This window comes from Paenibacillus sp. FSL R7-0340 (assembly GCF_038002205.1).
GTDB lineage: Bacteria > Bacillota > Bacilli > Paenibacillales > Paenibacillaceae > Paenibacillus > Paenibacillus polymyxa_B.
On the sequence record NZ_JBBOBY010000001.1, the window covers coordinates 4,203,041 to 4,219,024 of the forward strand.

The following is a 15,984-nucleotide window of genomic DNA, read 5'->3' on the forward strand; positions in this document are numbered from 1 at the left end:
TTTCAATAGCTTCAATCATAAAGTGCGTTATTTTTTATCATATCTTAAAAGATAACCTTATAAAAGAAATTTTCTCCCTTTACAAACCTCAACCGATATCCGTATTACATAGTCGTCTGGATTTTTTTCTGCGAAATAGTTGAGCAAATCCACTGCGTACGCACTCCCGCACGCAGTCATCCCTTTACTCGCTATATACTCTTTTATAACGGAGTACGCTTCAGACATTGTTTCATATGATCCTCTGTGATTTAAGACAGCATAGAGGCCTTTGGGTTTGGTAACTATTCTCTCTCCCACAGTCGGAGCCTTTAGCTTATTGGCAATATAATCGGAATAATAATCCCCTGACTCAAACCGATCCTTGGATAAAATGGTCCAGATCGGAAACTCATAATCAGTAAAGTGATTTTCGCAATAATCTCGATGTTCACTTAATTTGTGAGCAAACTCCTTATCACCATCACCCTGTTCCAGTTGTGTGGCAATGAAATATTCCTCTTCACATTCTTCTATCGACGGTCCATCGTGTAACTCTCCCTTGGCTTGCTCCGTCATTTCAATGGCATCTTTCAGTAGGCTTTGCATCCGTTTTATTCTAATCCGTTCCACTTCAAGGTCATGCAGTTTCTGTTTGAATAGCTCTATGAGCAGAGGCGTATTCTGATTCTCAATAAATTCCTTGATTTCCTGTAGTGAGCTTCCCGCCTTCTTTAGCACATTAATAATATCAAGCGCGTAGCATTGCTGAATGGAGTAAAAACGATAGCCTTTTGAGTTTGTGAATTCTGGTTTCAAGAGCCCGATCTCATCATAATGGAACAGGGTATGTTTGGTGACTCCGCAAGTCTTGGCCAGCTCACTGGTAGTAAAGTATGGGCTGTGACTTTTTGACATAACTCATTCCTCCGTTATGTTTTAGAAGTTTAGTATGTCTATTTTATCCCGAGAATTAGCACTTGACTATAGGGTAACCCTATAGATTAAGGTTTTAAATTGTAATAACTTAAATTTATATTCACGGAGGAACAACATGTCTAAATTCAAACGCTGGTTGGTTCTGGCTATCGTATCAAGCGCTCTTTTGCTTATTGTGATGGATATGACCATCCTGTATACCGCATTGCCGAGCTTAACCCATGACCTCGGTGCATCAGCGTCAGAAAAATTATGGATTCTCAATGGCTACTCGCTCGTTATGGCGGGTCTGCTGCCAGCAATGGGAACGCTTGGGGACCGCTTGGGTTATAAAAAAATCTTTACCCTCGGGTTGCTTGTATTTGCTGCTGCTTCGCTTACTGCCGCCTTTTCCCCCGTGCCCTTTGTATTGGTGGCGTCTCGGGTTCTTCTTGCAGTCGGAGCGTCTATGATGATGCCCGCTACCTTGTCAATCATTAGGGTTACATTTACAGATGAACGCGAGCGTGGATTCGCGATCGGCATTTGGGGCTCCGTTTCTGCAGGAGGAGCAGGACTAGGTCCTATCGTCGGCGGGCTTCTTTTAGAGCATTTTTGGTGGGGTTCTGTATTTTTGATTAATTTGCCGATTGCGATCATTGCTTTTGCATTAACTCTGATTTATGTTCCAAAACATGCGGGCAATAAAGAGAAAAAATGGGATCTTACCGGCTCCATCCAAATCATGATCGCCATGGTGGGACTCATCTATTCCATCAAAGAGTTTGCCCGTCGTGACGGGTCTCCAATATTGGCCGTAATAGGTGCGGTTATCGGCGTCTTGGCACTTATCATCTTTATCCGTCGTCAAAATAAAAGCGCTAGCCCTCTTATTGATCTTACTTTATTTAAAATTACAAGGTTCAGCACCGGATTTATAACGGCCTTGGTGGGTGCATTTACACAGATGGGGATTCAATATATTGTAACTCAGCGTCTTCAACTGGTGGAAGGTCTGTCGCCTCTCCAAGCAGGACTGTACACGATCAGCATACCGATTGCATCTCTCATTGCTGGCCCCTTAACCGGGTCCATATTGCATCGCTATGACGTTATCCGTATTAAAAGCTTCTCTCTTCTGATTGCCGGTCTGGGAATGGGCATCTATCTCACGCAATTTAATTCAGGCATGGCCGGGCAGATTCTTGGATTGGCTTTACTTGGTGTGGGTTTGGGAGCAGGTATGACAGCAGCATCTCACTCCATTATGAACTATGCCCCGGCACACAAAGCAGGCATGGCTGCATCGATTGAAGAAGTTGCCTATGAAATGGGGGGAGCATCAGGGATTGCTATCATCGGAAGCATGTCAACTCTTGCGTATTCCCTAGCTATGAAAGTCCCTACGGGACTCCACGTTCCAGCGAATGTGAAAGACAGCCTGGATGAAGCGCTCATAGCTGCAGAGGGTTTGCCTGCCCAGGCTGCAGAAGCACTGAAAGATGCGGGCCGTTCTGCTTTTGATCAATCCTTTTTTGTTATCCTTGTGGGAGTAACTGCAATTTTGGTGGTAGCTTCGCTAGTTGTCCGTTTGGCAGGGGCGCGCTCCAAGAAAAAAAGAGATGTTGAGTTTTGATACAGTTAATTCCATGTAGTTAATTCTAAACAACTGCCGCTACATCTCACTTCGGCAGTTGTTTTATTTGTTATTTTTTAATCGCCTCCAAAAGTCTCGTATTTAGTAGATTCAATTAGGAAAAATCCACCGGAATGCGCTTAAAAGATCATTCCAACAGTAGACTTATTATCCTGTTCTCATAGCTTCGGAGAGATTTCTTCGACACAGGTCTTGGGTAACAACTTAAATTTTTTAAGCATACAAAAAGGTCCGCAAACTGCTATAAAAGCAATTCACAAACCTGCATATTATAAGATGATGCGGTCGAGAGGACTCGAACCTCCACGGGGGTTAGCCCACACGGACCTGAACCGTGCGCGTCTGCCAATTCCGCCACGACCGCATATATGTTGTCATATACCTCGAAAGATCTATCTTTCTTAGCGACAAGATAGATCATACCATGCTCATATCATGATGTCAAACCTTTTATGTTTGTTAATTTCCCCTTGATAAAAAAGGAATAATAAGCTAAAGTAAGAACATAAGTTCTCAGGAACGAAGGTTCTTTTTTTCAATCGGTTATGAATTATCATCACATTTTCCTAAGGCGGTGAATGGTCATGACTTCTTTAGATACTACTCAGCATGAATGGTCTCTTGTGAAAAGTTATCTGCTCCTTACCTTTATTCAAAAAGTATTTGAGCGGGACAGCCTAATTCTTGAAGAAAGCGGTATGCTGAAAACCCCTGATCTTTATGTCGAAATGGTTAACGCAGGTTTAGATCGTACCGGAATCCTGCTGTCTGAAATAAAACATGAATTTAATAAATATCACATTCATGTTCTGGACATACAACAAAACCACTCCGGCGTTCACGCCACCTATATAAGTAAAGGAAATAAAGAGCAGTTCAATATGGCTATGCCAGCATTCCGCAAAGAAATGTATGAGCGGATGCGAGCATATCTGGGGCTCTCGACCTCCATGCCTCATACAGCCGCCCTTCCTTTACTAGAGAAACATCGCCTCGAATTACCAAACAATTCAACTTCCAAACCCCTACGCATCGTTGAACGAAGTTTGGTTACATCCTCTTTGGCCTATAAGCGTAAAACGTCTCGCCCTGCTGCTTTTGCCGCAAGCAGAAGAGCATAATCCCCGCACAACAAACACGCAAAAGAAAGAAGCTTCCGCAGACACCAACTGTGCTCGGAAGCTCCTTTCCATAACCATCATATATCAAAATCGATCTATATTCGCTATCACGAAGTATAAGCATATCTATTAATGATTTGCTTTATTGCAACGCCTTCTGTACACGCGTAACCCCTTGACTTAGAGCATGTCCTCCACCTACTGCTGCGGCCACAGCAATGGTCTCCATAATTTCCTGATCACTGGCTCCTTTGGACCGCGCCTCGTCCACGTGATAAAACGTGCATACTTCATTGTTGGCAAATAAGCCAATGCCTAGCGCAATCAGTTGCTTGGTTTTCTCATCTAAGCTGCCGGCTTGAAAGCACTCTCCGGTAAAGCGATGATATGCATGAACTACCTCGGGCAACTGATCTTCCAAATGGCTGATTTGATCCTTGTATGCATGTACTTTTTCGTCCATAACCGTCATTGACACAGCACGTCCTCTCTGTTGGATTTCCCTTCATTACTGTGTCCGATTTAGAGTTTCTGTATGCCTAATGAATCGCTCAGTTATTTTTATCCAACACCCATTTGGAACCCCTTCCTAACCCAGATCTATCGGATTGTGACGCGGCTCGCCGAACGGCTGGTATGTATAACTGCGATCCAACTTGACCACACGTCGATTCTGGCGGCGAATAAGCACCTGTTCATCATCCCATGCCAGTACAATGCCAACAACATCGTTGGACTCCAATCCATCGCGTACGACACGCACCTTTTCACCGGAGAGTCGATAAGCATCCAATTCTTCGTCCATAATCATCCTTGTCCCCTCCTTATTCACTTTTTTAACACAGCAACCATGATTCTATATACATGAAAAAAGTTTAAAAAGAGACCTAAACAATCATTTAGGTCTCTTCTCTCTTACTACTTATATGGATTGCCAACAGAGCGACAAATTATCCCGACTGGTTTACACTGTGATCATGTTCTTTTGTATCGTTCTTCTCGTACCAGAAGTCCAGCACTTGTGCAGACAACACTCGCTGATCTACATACTCCACTTGGTGAGCAGTAAATTCTTCTTTCCAAGAGAAGGACAATTCTTCGCATAGGTTAACCAACGTCAACAACTCAGACCAGGCCACATAGCGTTTATACCAAAAAAACTGAGGATGTTCAATCATATAGGGATACAAATCGTCGAATTCCGTATGCTTACAATCCAAGGCACGCTCAAAGTGTACTTTAGCCGCTGCCAGTTTTTCCAGAAAAAACTGTTCGGTCAATTGTTCTTTCCCCATGTTGCTGCCTCCTCTCCAAAACCTTATCTATATTATAAGCGAAATTGAAGCTCATGCAAAGGTTATTATTAGAAATAAGGATCAGGAGTTTTGAATTGTTACTATTCAGCAAACTCAATCTTGCCGTCAGCTAACGACGAAATTTTGACCAATGACTCTACACGAATACCCTGCTCACGGATGGTTCTCGCTCCGGCCTGAAAGCTTTTTTCCACCGCGACACCGAATCCAATCAACTCCGCTCCGGAGCGTTGAATGATTTTAACCATGCCTCGTGCCGCATCACCATTAGCGATAATATCATCAATGAACAGAACACGATCATCTTCGTGAATAAATTGACGAGACAGCATAATATCCGTAACAATACCTTTAGTAAACGAAGGTACGCGTTCACATAGCGCGTCTGGATCAGCTAATAGGGTCTTTTTACGACGAGCAAATACCAACGGTACACCCAATTCCAATGCTGTCGCAAACCCGATGGCAATGCCTGAGGACTCCACGGTCACTACTCTGGTGATCTTCTCTTCCCGGAAACGTGCTGCGAACTCTCGTCCCATTGCCATTGTCAGCTCTGGATCAACCTGGTGATTAAGCAAACCATCCAGCTTCAGCACCTGATCTGATGCAATCACGCCTTCATTTAAAATTCGTTTCTTTAATACTTCCATTACATGACCTCCCACGACATTCCTATGCGGTAAAAGTACCATACTTCACCCGCCGCTTTCAAGCTATAGCTGCTTTCCATGCGGTCATGTGACATTTTTTTTACGCTTGTTCCAGAACCATGCGGTGATTCCTCCCACAACGATTAAAAGAATAACGACCAGCCCTATCCGATGCGTCACCTTCTCCATTAGCTTCGCCACCTGCTCCCAATGCATGCCCACCGCATGTCCAATCCCCAAAAATGTACCGCACCACAGCAAAGCTCCTGCTGATGCATAACTGATATAGCGAAAAACGCCTAGACGGGTTGTACCTGCCAGATATGAGGATACATGTCTCAAGCCGGGGACAAAATATCCGAACAGGATTCCCCAGGTACCATAGCGCCCAAACCAATTTTCAGAAGAGGCAATTCTAGAAGGCGTAAGCCTCACCCATTTTCCGTATCGATGCAAAAGTGGTTTGCCCAGCAGACGCCCCAGTGTGTAGCTAAGCATCATACCCGTCATACTACCGAAAAATGTGACTGCCAGTGCAGCAATGAAGTTGTAGTGCCCTTGAGACACGAGCCCGCCGAAGGCGATCATTAGCACTTCGTCGGGTATCGGCATACCCGCTACTCCAAGTGCAAGCAAACCGAACATTGCCAAATATCCGTATTCCAGTATCCATGCAAGGATTTGACCCATAAATTACGCTCCCGTCAAGCTATTCATTAAATTCACTTTAATTATTTTCAGTCTCATCCAGTCATGTCCTATTTCAGTTGAACATAGTTTGTATTATATGCTCGCTGCAGCGTTATTCAAGCAGGCAAGGAGGGACTGGGGATGAAACGTAATATTCATGTTTTTCAGATTGCTTTTACATACATTGGTACAATCGTCGGTGCCGGATTTGCTACCGGACAAGAAATTCTGCAATTTTTTACGCAGTATGGTCGTTGGGCTACACTCACTATTATGCTATCCACAATCATATTTGTATGGTTGGGTACGAAAATGATGCTGATCGCTCATGATATTTCAGCCAAATCCTACGAGGACCTGAACAAACATCTTTTTGGCGCCAATGCCGGGAAATGGATTAGCTGGTTCACACTCATCGTGCTGATTGGCGTAAACAGCGTCATGCTGGCAGGAGCCGGCTCTGTTTTTGTAGAGCACCTTCACCTGCATTACCAAACCGGACTGCTTATTACACTGATTGGAACTTATTTGCTGCTAAGTAAAGGCATTAAAGCCATCTTGCATATGAACACCGTGGTTGTCCCTTTGATGATCATCATGTCTCTTCTGCTCGTTCACAGCACGCTCTCCATGCCTAATCCTCAGAGTTTTATTACGAATACGACAGATCACAGTACATTTCGAACCTTGCTCTCTCCACTGCTGTACACGTCCTTCAACCTGACTATGGCCCAAGCCGTGCTTGTACCCCTTGGCAGCCAAACCTTTTCCCGAAGAACCATCCGCTGGGGTGGAGTTTTGGGAGGAATTGGTGTCGGATTTATGCTGATGGCTGCGCACTTTGCCATGTCAGCACATATGCCGGGTATTCAGCAATTTGAAATCCCTATGGGAAGCATTGCTTACCGTCTGGGTGCCTTTGTCGAAATCATATACATTCTACTCATTTTCATGGAAATCTTCAGTACCTTTGTAGCCGACATTTATGGAGTCAGTCTGCAAATTCGTCAGCATGTCCAAATTTCGCCCAAGCTCATCACACTATTCATTATGCTCACCTGTTTTTTAATCAGTCAGTTCGGCTTCAGTTCACTGTTATCTGTCCTTTATCCTATTTTCGGAATGCTCAGTCTGATGTGGGTTAGTAAACTGATCATAGCAGGACGCGGGAGACCTTTCCGTTCCTCACGTCCTCGCTCCAGCTTTCGGCATTCCGATTCCAAACCAGGTGATACTCGTCATGGTTAATGTGGAAATTTCAAATACATTTTCTTCAACTCGTTAACCGCCCGACTTAAAGAATAGCTTGATTTAGCCTTATCGCAGGCAGATCTAGCCAGCTCATAACGATAGGCAGGGTCAGCAATGACCTTCTCTAAAGCGTCTGCCAGTGCCCTCGGATTGTCGGGTGGCACGAGCAGGCCATTTACCCCATCCTCAATCTGCTCCGGTATTCCTCCCACTTCTGTACCTACCAATGCCAGACAACTCAACGCTGCTTCCGCAAATACCGAACCAAAGGCCTCCGCCCGAGAAGGCAAAACAAATACATCAAAGAAAGGCATAAACTCTTCTGGATGAAGGGTATATCCATAAAAAATCGTCTCATGGTATATATCGAGCTGTCGTGCCATCTCTTCCAGCTCAGGGCGAACCGGACCGTCTCCAATAATATGAAGCACAAATTCCAGATTTCTTTTTTTAAGTTCAGCACAGGCCCGCAATAAAATATCCAGTCCTTTCGCCGGAACAAGGCGGCAAACGGTTATGAGCTGTGTCACTTCATTTTCGTGTGGAATGGGCTTGAAGCGCTTCTCATCATATCCGTTCGGAATGACTGCAATGTCTTGCGGATTCTGAACGTAAGGAGTTAAGTAATGCTGAAAAGAATGAGATACCGCTATCAAGCGATCCGCCTTCTGCTCCATTTCCCCATACAGTGACACCAAGAATTGGTGTTCAGGCCCGTTCTCCTCTATTTTCCCGTTTAGAATTAACTCCTTCTCATAGGAAGAGTGAATCGTCTGTACGAGCGGAATGTCAGGAAAAACAGTTTTCATGGCGATTCCGGCAATAGGATGATGGGCATGAATGAGGTCATAGGGCTTCTGAATACGAAGCCGTGTCCACCACAAATAGTCACGGTACGTCTGAATATATTTTTGGACGATTGGATATTGTTCATATCTCGTCCAGTCAAAGGTATCAAAAGTTACTTCGTCCCTACCCTTGTTGCGAATCCGTTTAGGGATTGAAAATAGCTCCATTTCCCAACGGGGGGATGTAAATCGCTCTTGCAGATATGGAATCATGGATGAAACGCCTCCCGGTTGCTCGGGTGGGAAAAAGAGAGCCTGTAGCAATTTCATGACGTGCTTCCCCTTTCAAGCATTAAACTGCCCGGATCACAGATTGTATGTATAGGTTTCCGGATTTTCTGAAAGATGATATATTGAGAATAAATGTTAGTCACAAAAGAAAATTATAACATTTTAAATGGGATAAATCCTGTCTATTGTATCGGAACGGTATCATCCGTTCAATAGATTGACTACTTTTGCAAATGGAGTCGGTGATGTTGACGTTGTTGTCCTTATCGGGAACCTTGGGTTTCCCATCTCTGGCCGGGGCCGTAAGTGCAGCCTGCGGTTTGTATATTATACTCATGATGGCACTGATGTGCGTGATCATATATAGCAGACAACGAAAAAAAGCCTATATCCTTTTTTCGGTTGCCGCTATTATTATTATGACATATGAAGCCATGAATCTCTATTCAGCAGGCGGAGGCAAGATACAACTCCAAGGAATCGTGTGGAAAAATGCGCTGGAGGCATCTGCCTTCGTGCTCATCAATGCCGCCGTATTTCAACTCTACCGGAAGCTGAAACGTGTGCAGACATGGACCCTGCTGCTGCTGGGTGCGTTATTGATATTGCCGGTTATTGCTTGGACTGCAGGTTTGTTGCCCGCTTGGATCAGCGCAGCGAAACTAGTTGGGTTCACTCTGTTTTATCGAGTACTGGTACTTATACTGAGCCTTGTGTTCATAACCCCACGAATCGGACAGCCAAAGAAGTATGTAGCGGGCTTATTCATGTATTTGCTCTGGCTCGGCTATTTGTGGCTGCGAAATGACATCCCTGAAGAAGCAGGCAGGTCAAACGCAGTCCTGTATATGTCATTTTTACCATTGCTGTACTATACTACGTTGTTCATCATCCTGTTTGAACGGATTGTGGAGCTGCTCCAAAGGATTTACCGTTCTTCCATCACCGATGGTCTGACAGGGCTGTATAACCGCAAATATTTTTCGGGACGACTACGACGATATATGGATCAAGGAATCCGCGTGTCGGTCATTTTTTGCGATATTGACAATTTCAAAAAGCTGAATGATACGCAGGGCCATGCTCGTGCGGATGAAGTACTCAAACAGGTCGCACAGATTATGGAGGATGAACTGGATGAAATCGGACTGACCGGACGATACGGTGGCGAGGAACTGGTCGCAATGGTTGTGGATCGACGTGCCAAGGTTGGACATGTCGCAGAACGTATCCGCGAGCGGGTCGCGGAAGAAAGCATTGTCACGATCAGTGTCGGATACAGTACAGTGAAGAAAGAAATGAACCCGGATGAACTGGTCAAGCAGGCCGATCAAGCAATGTACATATCCAAAACGACAGGTAAAAACAAGGTTACAGCTTATAAAGCAGCCGAAGTGAAAAAAAGTCGGGCAGCACGCGCACAATAATTCGTAATCTGCGATTCAGTGTTGAACGTTGAGTTTGAATAATTCTCTGTCAGGTTGTCTATATCATAAAATGACGCACAGGAATCTCATAAGAGCCTGTGCGTCATTTATATTTAATCTGCCTATCAAACTTCTGACGTTGCAGATGCTATATCCCGGCCGATCCATGCCAGTTCTTCACTAGTCAGCTCTCGATAGCTGCCCAGTGGAAGCTGTTCATCCAGCTTCAATGGCCCCATGGCCGTTCTTTTCAAATAGGTCACCTTTTTACCAACCGCCTCGAACATACGCTTCACTTGATGAAACTTACCCTCATGGATTACAAGCGAAATATAGGAAATGACTTCTCCATCTGCCTGGTACGGATGTTCGTGACGAAGAATGGTCAACTGCGCGGGAAGGGTAACATACCCATCATCCAGTTCCACTCCTGCTGTAAATTGATGAATATCCTCCTCCGTGACATGACCCGACACGGTAGCCTCATACGTTTTAGGGACATGCCGCCGTGGAGAAAGTAGTTCGTGCGCTAGCTTACCGTCGTTGGTCAACAACAATAGTCCTTCTGTATCTTTATCTAAGCGTCCTACTGGAAAGGGCTCAAAATGTCGTTCTTCCGCACTCAGCAAATCCAGCACCGTCCGCTCCCTCGTATCTTCAGTTGCAGATATGACGCCCGGTGGCTTGTGCAGCATGATGTAAATATACTCCCGAAAAACAACAAGTTCCCCGTTCACTTCAATCTGATCCTGGTAGGGATGAACCTGTAAGCCGCTATCCTTGGTGGTTCTCCCGTTTACCGTGATCATCCCTTGCTTAACTTGTCTCTTGATATCACTACGGGAGCCATATCCCATATGGGTTAAAACTTTGTCCAAACGTTGCGTTTGTCTTCCTTTTCCACTCATACCGATGTCCACCTCCAGCCTGTAGGGTATTCATTTTTGAGCATGCCGTCCTGCCATTTGCCCCACCCAGCCGAATAACCATCAATGCACACGAGAGTATAGCCTTTGGGCTGGACTTCGTTCCGCAGTGCCATTCTCTCAACGGGGATGGACAAGGTCTCACCTTTTAAATACCGGATGGCCTCAGCATCTGAACTGGAGAGATTGATGCTTCTAACCGTCTCTGAAGGGCGTAATGCCACCGCCAGCGGATGTGAAGGCACAAAGCGACCATTCTTGTCGGTACCCATAAACCAGCCTGGTCGCACCACCTTCAGGCCGTCCAAACGATGTGATGCCAGTGGCGACTGATAAATGCGATCTCCGTAAACCACCGTATAGCCTGTTAAGCACACCTCCAGCTGCTCCTTCACAAATTGGTGATAGGACTCCAGCACATCCTGTGGGGAGCGTGCAGCGGATTTTACATTTTCTTTGCCAGAACGGGACTTATTGCCACCCAAGCCGCGCGCGGACTTTCCTTTACCGGAATTCCCGTCCATTCCTTTACCACTTCGTTTAGGCTCACCAGTCGCATGTCTTCCTTGACCGCTTGGCGTCAGCGCTTCCTTGACGGACAAAAACTGCTTCTTCCGTGAATACGCTGCATCTATGTTCAACGCCCTGTCATTCTTGTCCTCAAATGGAGTCAAATCCTCTGATTCAGTGTGATCTTCCATCGCAGCAGCATTGCCACCCCGATGTTGCAACACAGCGATAAAATGGCCTTCTCCCTCTACGAGATGCGGCCAAAGGCGTGCTGTTTCCCGCAGTTCAGGGTGTGCTGCCGCGACCTCTTCACTCATCCATTCCGGATGACCTGGTGCAAAGCCTGATGGAACAGGGACTACGTCAAAATCGGGATGAGCCCCCAGAAATTCTGCGATCATTCCTTCATTTTCTTCTGGCGCAAAGGTGCAGGTCGAATAGACAATTCTCCCTCCTGCGCTCAGCATTGAGGCCGCTACACGCAAAATGTCCCGTTGCATGACTACACATTTATCCACCGAATGCGTCTCCCATTGTTTTGCCATATCCTCATCCTTGCGGAACATACCTTCTCCCGAGCAAGGTGCATCAATTAGTATCTTGTCAAAAAAATGAGGAAAGGCATCGGCGATTCGATCTGGGCTTTCATTCAGTACCACGGCATTACGTACACCGTACAATTCCACATTTTTAGCCAACGCTTTGGTTCGGTCCGTGCTAATATCATTTGTCACCAATACGCCGCTTCCTTGTAGTTTGGCAGCTATTTGGGTCGATTTCCCGCCCGGTGCAGCGCACAAGTCCAATACAGCTTCGTCCTGAGCTACATTGAGCAGCTCAACTGGAGACATTGCACTCGGTTCCTGTACATAGTACAGCCCCGCATGGTAGTAAGGATGTAACCCCGGCTTTGTACCGTGCGGAATGTAGAAACCCGTGGCACACCACGGAATCGGCCGCAGTTCGAACGGAGAACGTTCCTTAAATTCCTCCACCGGAATTTTTAACGTATTGACGCGAATTCCGGCATGGGGCGTGTGGTCATAGGCGGTCATAAATGCTTCAAATTCGTCGCCGAGCAATTGCTCCATGCGCTTTACAAATGCTGTGGGGAGCTGTACACCCATAATCGTAATCATCCTGTCCTTTTAAAATAAATTTTATTGTACCATATTCAACCTGTTATCCTGCAATATCGGTGTGATTTACAAACTTTCACTACAAGCTGTAATGTTGTATAATAATGAGATTCATAGCTACATATTTTGAATTTTGATAGGAGAGATTGCATTGAACGCACAAAAATCCAACAAAAAAAAGCTTATACCTGTCATCGGCTTTTTTGTTGTGCTGGTCATTTTGCTTGGAGTGCTGCTCGCTTTAAATTCAGGCACTAAAAACAAGCTGTATGGCGTTTCCACAGCCTCGTTAAATCCTGCTACTCAAGAGTTGCTGAATGACCCGAACTATCAGCAAATTATTAAGCCGGAAGATCTACAGAGCAAAATTGATAAAAAGGAAAACTTTTTCGTCTATCATTTCGCGTCCGACTGTGTGCATTGCCGCGCCACTACTCCCAAGCTCTTGCCTTTGAGCAAGCAGGAGAACATCACGATGCACGAATTTAACCTGCGTGAGTATGAGGATGGCTGGGACAAGTATAAGATTGAGTATACCCCTACGCTCATTTATTACGAAAAAGGCGTGGAAAAGGAACGTATGGTAGGCGGGTTGAAGGAAAGTCCTTCGGACAATGGGTACACACTCGACGATTTCAAAGCCTTCTTTGAGAAATATAAAAAGAACGTAACCTCCTAGTCAAACGTTCACACACCTGAAACGATAAAGCAGCCCGATCCCCATGAAACGGATCGGGCTGCTTGCTTATCATGTGCATGTGCTTCAAACTCAAGGCGCATCCTTCGTTTCCACCGAGACAAAGCCCGATCCGCCAGCGGCCTGTCTTCGCCTAATTGAAGCTTCCAGCGCCTGCTGACGCTGCTCATGCTTTTCCCCACGCCGAGGACCTCTCTGCTGCGGGATGTTGACTGGAATGGACGACGATGCCTTCTCCACGGCACGGCGCAACCCGGGCTCGACGATTTCAATCGTCAAATCCCGATAAACCGGCGGTTGGTGCTGAAGCTCCTCCGTGCAGGTCATAACAGCTTCAGCAAGCTGACGGGCGCAAACGCGCGCCTCGTCCACCAGCTTCGCCATATTAATGCCCAGCGCCTGCGAAGGAGCATGCTTCAACCGATGGACCGCACTATCCAGCATCATATGTCCACCACGATAGTTACCATTCCGAAAATGATACAGTCCTACAGCAACTTGCAGCAAACCTTTATATACAGGGTCACGGTCCAGCTTAAGCCACAGCTCTTCCAGTACCTCATGACATTCAAAGTAATCCCGATCCCGATTGAAGTATACCAAATAAGTCACGTACAGCGGTTCGTAGGAAAGGTTTGCCATTTAATATTCATCCCTGTCTTCTTCCTTGGTAGAGGCTTCTAGCATCTCTTTAACCTCATCGTGAAGCAGCTTGATTCCTTCCATGTCGTGCCGTTCCCACAGTTCATTAAATCTGCGCTGCGCATCAATCGTTTCACTGATCTTATGGTAGAAATACAGCCGATGCATACCTGTTAGCACTTTGGATACGATATTGGCTTCATCCTCGAACTTTTTCTGCGCTTCCAATATTTCAATACGCATGGAAGACATCTCATTATCCAATACAAAGGCTGCCTCAGCTGCCTTTTTCAACCGTGTGCGCATATTATCAGGCAAGCTTTCACGATACTTATAGCTAAGAGAATGCTCAATAGTTGCCCAAAAATTCATAGCCAACGTACGGATTTGAATCTCTGCCAGCACGATTTTCAACCCCACTGCTGTCTGAACCGGATACTCCACAATCATATGAAAGCTGCGATAGCCGCTGTCTTTATAATTGGTGATATAGTCCTTTTCATACAGTACGGTCAAATCCTTACGTCTTCTGATATATTCGGCCACCCGCCGAATATCCTCTACAAATTGACACATAATGCGAATGCCTGCAATATCCTCGATTCCCGTCTCCAGCTGATCAGAAGGAACTTGTAATCTCTTCGCCTTATCGAGGATGCTTGATATTTTTTTAACCCGTCCGGTTACGAATTCGATAGGAGCGTATTCCTCGCGCTTTTTCAGCTCCGCACGCATTGTTTTGAACTTGACCTTAAGCTCTTCCACCGCCTGATCGTATGGCAGTAAAAATGTTCCCCAGTCTCTTCCGTCCATCCCCGTACCTCCTGTCTCTTCCGACAACACTTTTTTATCTGTGATCTGCACCAACAGCCTCGTTAATGTGTCTAAAGCCGTCCTTTCGAAGCAGCTCACGCAGGCCAGCATGTATAGCCCTATTTACTTCCGGCCCTTCGTAGATCAATGCTGTATAAATTTCAATCAGGCTTGCGCCTGCTTTAATTTTGTCATAGGCATCACGACTCGTGAAGATGCCGCCTGATCCGATAATAGGCAGCTTACCTTCCGTCTGGCGATACACCCGTCCGATGACCTCTGTGGAACGGTCACGCAGCGGCTTACCACTCAGCCCTCCTGTTTCACTCGCATTTCGGTGCGTCAGACCAGCTCTGGATATTGTTGTATTGGTCGCAATAATGCCGTCTACTCCACTGGCAGCAATCGCGTCTGTCATATATTCCAATTCCTCATCCGATACATCCGGCGCAATTTTAACCAGTACAGACTTGGCATTGCCATACTTTTTCGCCTGGACTCCCATCTCTGCCCGAACCGCTTCCAATAGCGACTTCAGTTCATGACCATGCTGGAGCTTTCGTAAATCCGGCGTATTCGGCGAGCTAATATTCACTACAAAGAAGTCCGCATATGGATACAGTGCAGAAATACACTTTTCATAGTCCTTATGAGCATCCTCATTGGGCGTGAGTTTATTTTTACCGATATTAACTGCGACCGGAACAGGTCGATGTTTGAGTGCAGCCAGACGTTTGGCCATGCTCTCAGCACCCAGATTGTTAAAGCCCATCCGATTAACTAACGCCTCATCGGGAGGCAGTCGGAACAAACGAGGTCGATCATTGCCGGGCTGTCCCACAGGTGTCACCGTTCCCACTTCCATAAATCCAAACCCGATGGAAGAAAAACCAGTAACCGCTTCTGCATTTTTATCCAGTCCTGCAGCCAGTCCAATCGGGTTGGGAAAATGAATGCCAAACAGATCAACGGCAAGATCCTCCGTTTCCTTGACTCCGTACATCCCTCGCAGTGTCGCTGCTCCACCAGGGAGTGAACCCGCATGTTTTAAGCCGTCAATGACTACATGATGGGCCGTCTCTGGACTCATTTTAAAAAAAACAGGTTTCGCAATCCTTCGATACAACACGATTCATCCACTCCGTTCTATGCCCTTGCACAATCCT

Annotated in this window: 17 protein-coding genes and 1 tRNA gene; 5 read left to right on the forward strand and 13 right to left on the reverse strand. The window is 45.9% G+C overall.

Translation table 11 applies throughout. From position 1 onward, the window contains the following. Positions 1–57 precede the first annotated feature (57 nt). Positions 58–897: a MerR family transcriptional regulator gene (locus MKX59_RS18395; protein WP_340858694.1), complete on the reverse strand. Its 840-nt coding sequence runs from the start codon at positions 895–897 to the stop codon at positions 58–60. A 136-nt stretch (positions 898–1,033) separates the two neighbouring features. Here MKX59_RS18395 and MKX59_RS18400 point away from each other — a divergent pair, with 136 nt between their 5' ends. Further along, entirely contained in the window at positions 1,034–2,533 is a 1,500-nt protein-coding gene (locus tag MKX59_RS18400; RefSeq protein WP_023988047.1) for an MFS transporter, read from the forward strand. A 301-nt stretch (positions 2,534–2,834) separates the two neighbouring features. Here MKX59_RS18400 and MKX59_RS18405 read toward each other — a convergent pair. Continuing rightward, a tRNA-Leu gene (locus MKX59_RS18405) sits at positions 2,835–2,918 on the reverse strand. A gap of 220 nt (positions 2,919–3,138) precedes the next feature. Between MKX59_RS18405 and MKX59_RS18410 the strand changes: the two genes are divergently transcribed. Continuing rightward, positions 3,139–3,675 (forward strand): hypothetical protein, encoded by a 537-nt coding sequence (locus tag MKX59_RS18410; RefSeq protein ID WP_340858695.1) that lies wholly within the window; start codon positions 3,139–3,141, stop codon positions 3,673–3,675. Between the two features lie 142 nt (positions 3,676–3,817). Here MKX59_RS18410 and MKX59_RS18415 read toward each other — a convergent pair whose 3' ends face one another. From MKX59_RS18415 to MKX59_RS18435, 5 genes are all read right to left on the reverse strand, one after another. Continuing rightward, positions 3,818–4,147, reverse strand: a complete 330-nt coding sequence (locus tag MKX59_RS18415) for a carboxymuconolactone decarboxylase family protein (RefSeq protein WP_013309744.1) — start codon at positions 4,145–4,147, stop codon at positions 3,818–3,820. A gap of 117 nt (positions 4,148–4,264) precedes the next feature. Further along, positions 4,265–4,486 (reverse strand): hypothetical protein, encoded by a 222-nt coding sequence (locus MKX59_RS18420; protein WP_023988044.1) that lies wholly within the window; start codon positions 4,484–4,486, stop codon positions 4,265–4,267. Between the two features lie 139 nt (positions 4,487–4,625). Then, positions 4,626–4,970 carry a hypothetical protein gene (locus tag MKX59_RS18425; RefSeq protein WP_007429850.1) on the reverse strand — a complete coding sequence of 115 codons (345 nt, stop codon included), beginning with the start codon at positions 4,968–4,970 and terminating at the stop codon, positions 4,626–4,628. A 101-nt stretch (positions 4,971–5,071) separates the two neighbouring features. Continuing rightward, positions 5,072–5,644, reverse strand: coding sequence for a xanthine phosphoribosyltransferase (locus MKX59_RS18430; RefSeq protein ID WP_023988043.1), 573 nt, complete (start codon positions 5,642–5,644; stop codon positions 5,072–5,074). Between the two features lie 84 nt (positions 5,645–5,728). After that, on the reverse strand, positions 5,729–6,334 hold the full coding sequence (locus tag MKX59_RS18435) for a DedA family protein (RefSeq protein WP_023988042.1): 606 nt from the start codon (positions 6,332–6,334) through the stop codon (positions 5,729–5,731). 141 nt (positions 6,335–6,475) lie between these two features. On the opposite strand from MKX59_RS18435, the gene MKX59_RS18440 reads away from it, so the two are divergent. Continuing rightward, positions 6,476–7,582, forward strand: a complete 1,107-nt coding sequence (locus MKX59_RS18440) for a YkvI family membrane protein (protein ID WP_023988041.1) — start codon at positions 6,476–6,478, stop codon at positions 7,580–7,582. Here the strand turns inward: MKX59_RS18440 and MKX59_RS18445 are convergent. Continuing rightward, entirely contained in the window at positions 7,579–8,703 is a 1,125-nt protein-coding gene (locus tag MKX59_RS18445) for a glycosyltransferase family 4 protein (RefSeq protein WP_023988040.1), read from the reverse strand. The two genes, MKX59_RS18440 and MKX59_RS18445, sit on opposite strands and share 4 nt — an antisense overlap. A gap of 206 nt (positions 8,704–8,909) precedes the next feature. Between MKX59_RS18445 and MKX59_RS18450 the strand changes: the two genes are divergently transcribed. Then, the gene (locus MKX59_RS18450; protein WP_068940274.1) at positions 8,910–10,091 is read left to right on the forward strand and encodes a GGDEF domain-containing protein; all 1,182 of its coding nucleotides are present in this window, start codon (positions 8,910–8,912) and stop codon (positions 10,089–10,091) included. 125 nt (positions 10,092–10,216) lie between these two features. On the opposite strand, the gene MKX59_RS18455 is transcribed toward MKX59_RS18450, so the two are convergent. Both MKX59_RS18455 and MKX59_RS18460 read right to left on the reverse strand, forming a co-directional pair. Next, positions 10,217–10,999, reverse strand: a complete 783-nt coding sequence (locus tag MKX59_RS18455) for a pseudouridine synthase (RefSeq protein WP_023988038.1) — start codon at positions 10,997–10,999, stop codon at positions 10,217–10,219. Then, positions 10,996–12,654 (reverse strand): RsmB/NOP family class I SAM-dependent RNA methyltransferase, encoded by a 1,659-nt coding sequence (locus MKX59_RS18460; RefSeq protein ID WP_340858696.1) that lies wholly within the window; start codon positions 12,652–12,654, stop codon positions 10,996–10,998. The genes MKX59_RS18455 and MKX59_RS18460 overlap by 4 nt, the downstream gene beginning before the upstream one ends. A 163-nt stretch (positions 12,655–12,817) precedes the next feature. Between MKX59_RS18460 and MKX59_RS18465 the strand changes: the two genes are divergently transcribed. Beyond that, the gene (locus tag MKX59_RS18465; RefSeq protein ID WP_013309735.1) at positions 12,818–13,345 is read left to right on the forward strand and encodes a thioredoxin family protein; all 528 of its coding nucleotides are present in this window, start codon (positions 12,818–12,820) and stop codon (positions 13,343–13,345) included. A 90-nt stretch (positions 13,346–13,435) separates the two neighbouring features. Here MKX59_RS18465 and MKX59_RS18470 read toward each other — a convergent pair whose 3' ends face one another. The 3 genes from MKX59_RS18470 to MKX59_RS18480 are packed head-to-tail and all read right to left on the reverse strand — an operon-like array spanning position 13,436 to position 15,947. Next, on the reverse strand, positions 13,436–14,005 hold the full coding sequence (locus MKX59_RS18470; RefSeq protein ID WP_340858697.1) for a DUF309 domain-containing protein: 570 nt from the start codon (positions 14,003–14,005) through the stop codon (positions 13,436–13,438). Continuing rightward, complete coding sequence (locus MKX59_RS18475) at positions 14,006–14,818, reverse strand: GTP pyrophosphokinase (RefSeq protein ID WP_340858698.1); 813 nt, start codon at positions 14,816–14,818, stop codon at positions 14,006–14,008. Between the two features lie 34 nt (positions 14,819–14,852). Next, on the reverse strand, positions 14,853–15,947 hold the full coding sequence (locus MKX59_RS18480; RefSeq protein ID WP_023988034.1) for a quinone-dependent dihydroorotate dehydrogenase: 1,095 nt from the start codon (positions 15,945–15,947) through the stop codon (positions 14,853–14,855). Positions 15,948–15,984: the final 37 nt, after the last annotated feature.

What these genes read in the sequence shown, in the direction of transcription:
- MKX59_RS18470 (WP_340858697.1), bottom strand. Translation starts at nt 14,005, where the DNA reads ATGGCAAACCTTTCCTACGAACCGCTGTACGTGACTTATTTGGTATAC.
- MKX59_RS18455 (WP_023988038.1), bottom strand. Translation starts at nt 10,999, where the DNA reads ATGAGTGGAAAAGGAAGACAAACGCAACGTTTGGACAAAGTTTTAACC.
- MKX59_RS18395 (WP_340858694.1), bottom strand. Translation starts at nt 897, where the DNA reads ATGTCAAAAAGTCACAGCCCATACTTTACTACCAGTGAGCTGGCCAAG.
- MKX59_RS18460 (WP_340858696.1), bottom strand. Translation starts at nt 12,654, where the DNA reads ATGGGTGTACAGCTCCCCACAGCATTTGTAAAGCGCATGGAGCAATTG.
- MKX59_RS18425 (WP_007429850.1), bottom strand. Translation starts at nt 4,970, where the DNA reads ATGGGGAAAGAACAATTGACCGAACAGTTTTTTCTGGAAAAACTGGCA.
- MKX59_RS18420 (WP_023988044.1), bottom strand. Translation starts at nt 4,486, where the DNA reads ATGATTATGGACGAAGAATTGGATGCTTATCGACTCTCCGGTGAAAAG.
- MKX59_RS18430 (WP_023988043.1), bottom strand. Translation starts at nt 5,644, where the DNA reads ATGGAAGTATTAAAGAAACGAATTTTAAATGAAGGCGTGATTGCATCA.
- MKX59_RS18435 (WP_023988042.1), bottom strand. Translation starts at nt 6,334, where the DNA reads ATGGGTCAAATCCTTGCATGGATACTGGAATACGGATATTTGGCAATG.
- MKX59_RS18445 (WP_023988040.1), bottom strand. Translation starts at nt 8,703, where the DNA reads ATGAAATTGCTACAGGCTCTCTTTTTCCCACCCGAGCAACCGGGAGGC.
- MKX59_RS18475 (WP_340858698.1), bottom strand. Translation starts at nt 14,818, where the DNA reads ATGGACGGAAGAGACTGGGGAACATTTTTACTGCCATACGATCAGGCG.
- MKX59_RS18440 (WP_023988041.1), top strand. Translation starts at nt 6,476, where the DNA reads ATGAAACGTAATATTCATGTTTTTCAGATTGCTTTTACATACATTGGT.
- MKX59_RS18410 (WP_340858695.1), top strand. Translation starts at nt 3,139, where the DNA reads ATGACTTCTTTAGATACTACTCAGCATGAATGGTCTCTTGTGAAAAGT.
- MKX59_RS18400 (WP_023988047.1), top strand. Translation starts at nt 1,034, where the DNA reads ATGTCTAAATTCAAACGCTGGTTGGTTCTGGCTATCGTATCAAGCGCT.
- MKX59_RS18450 (WP_068940274.1), top strand. Translation starts at nt 8,910, where the DNA reads ATGTTGACGTTGTTGTCCTTATCGGGAACCTTGGGTTTCCCATCTCTG.
- MKX59_RS18415 (WP_013309744.1), bottom strand. Translation starts at nt 4,147, where the DNA reads ATGACGGTTATGGACGAAAAAGTACATGCATACAAGGATCAAATCAGC.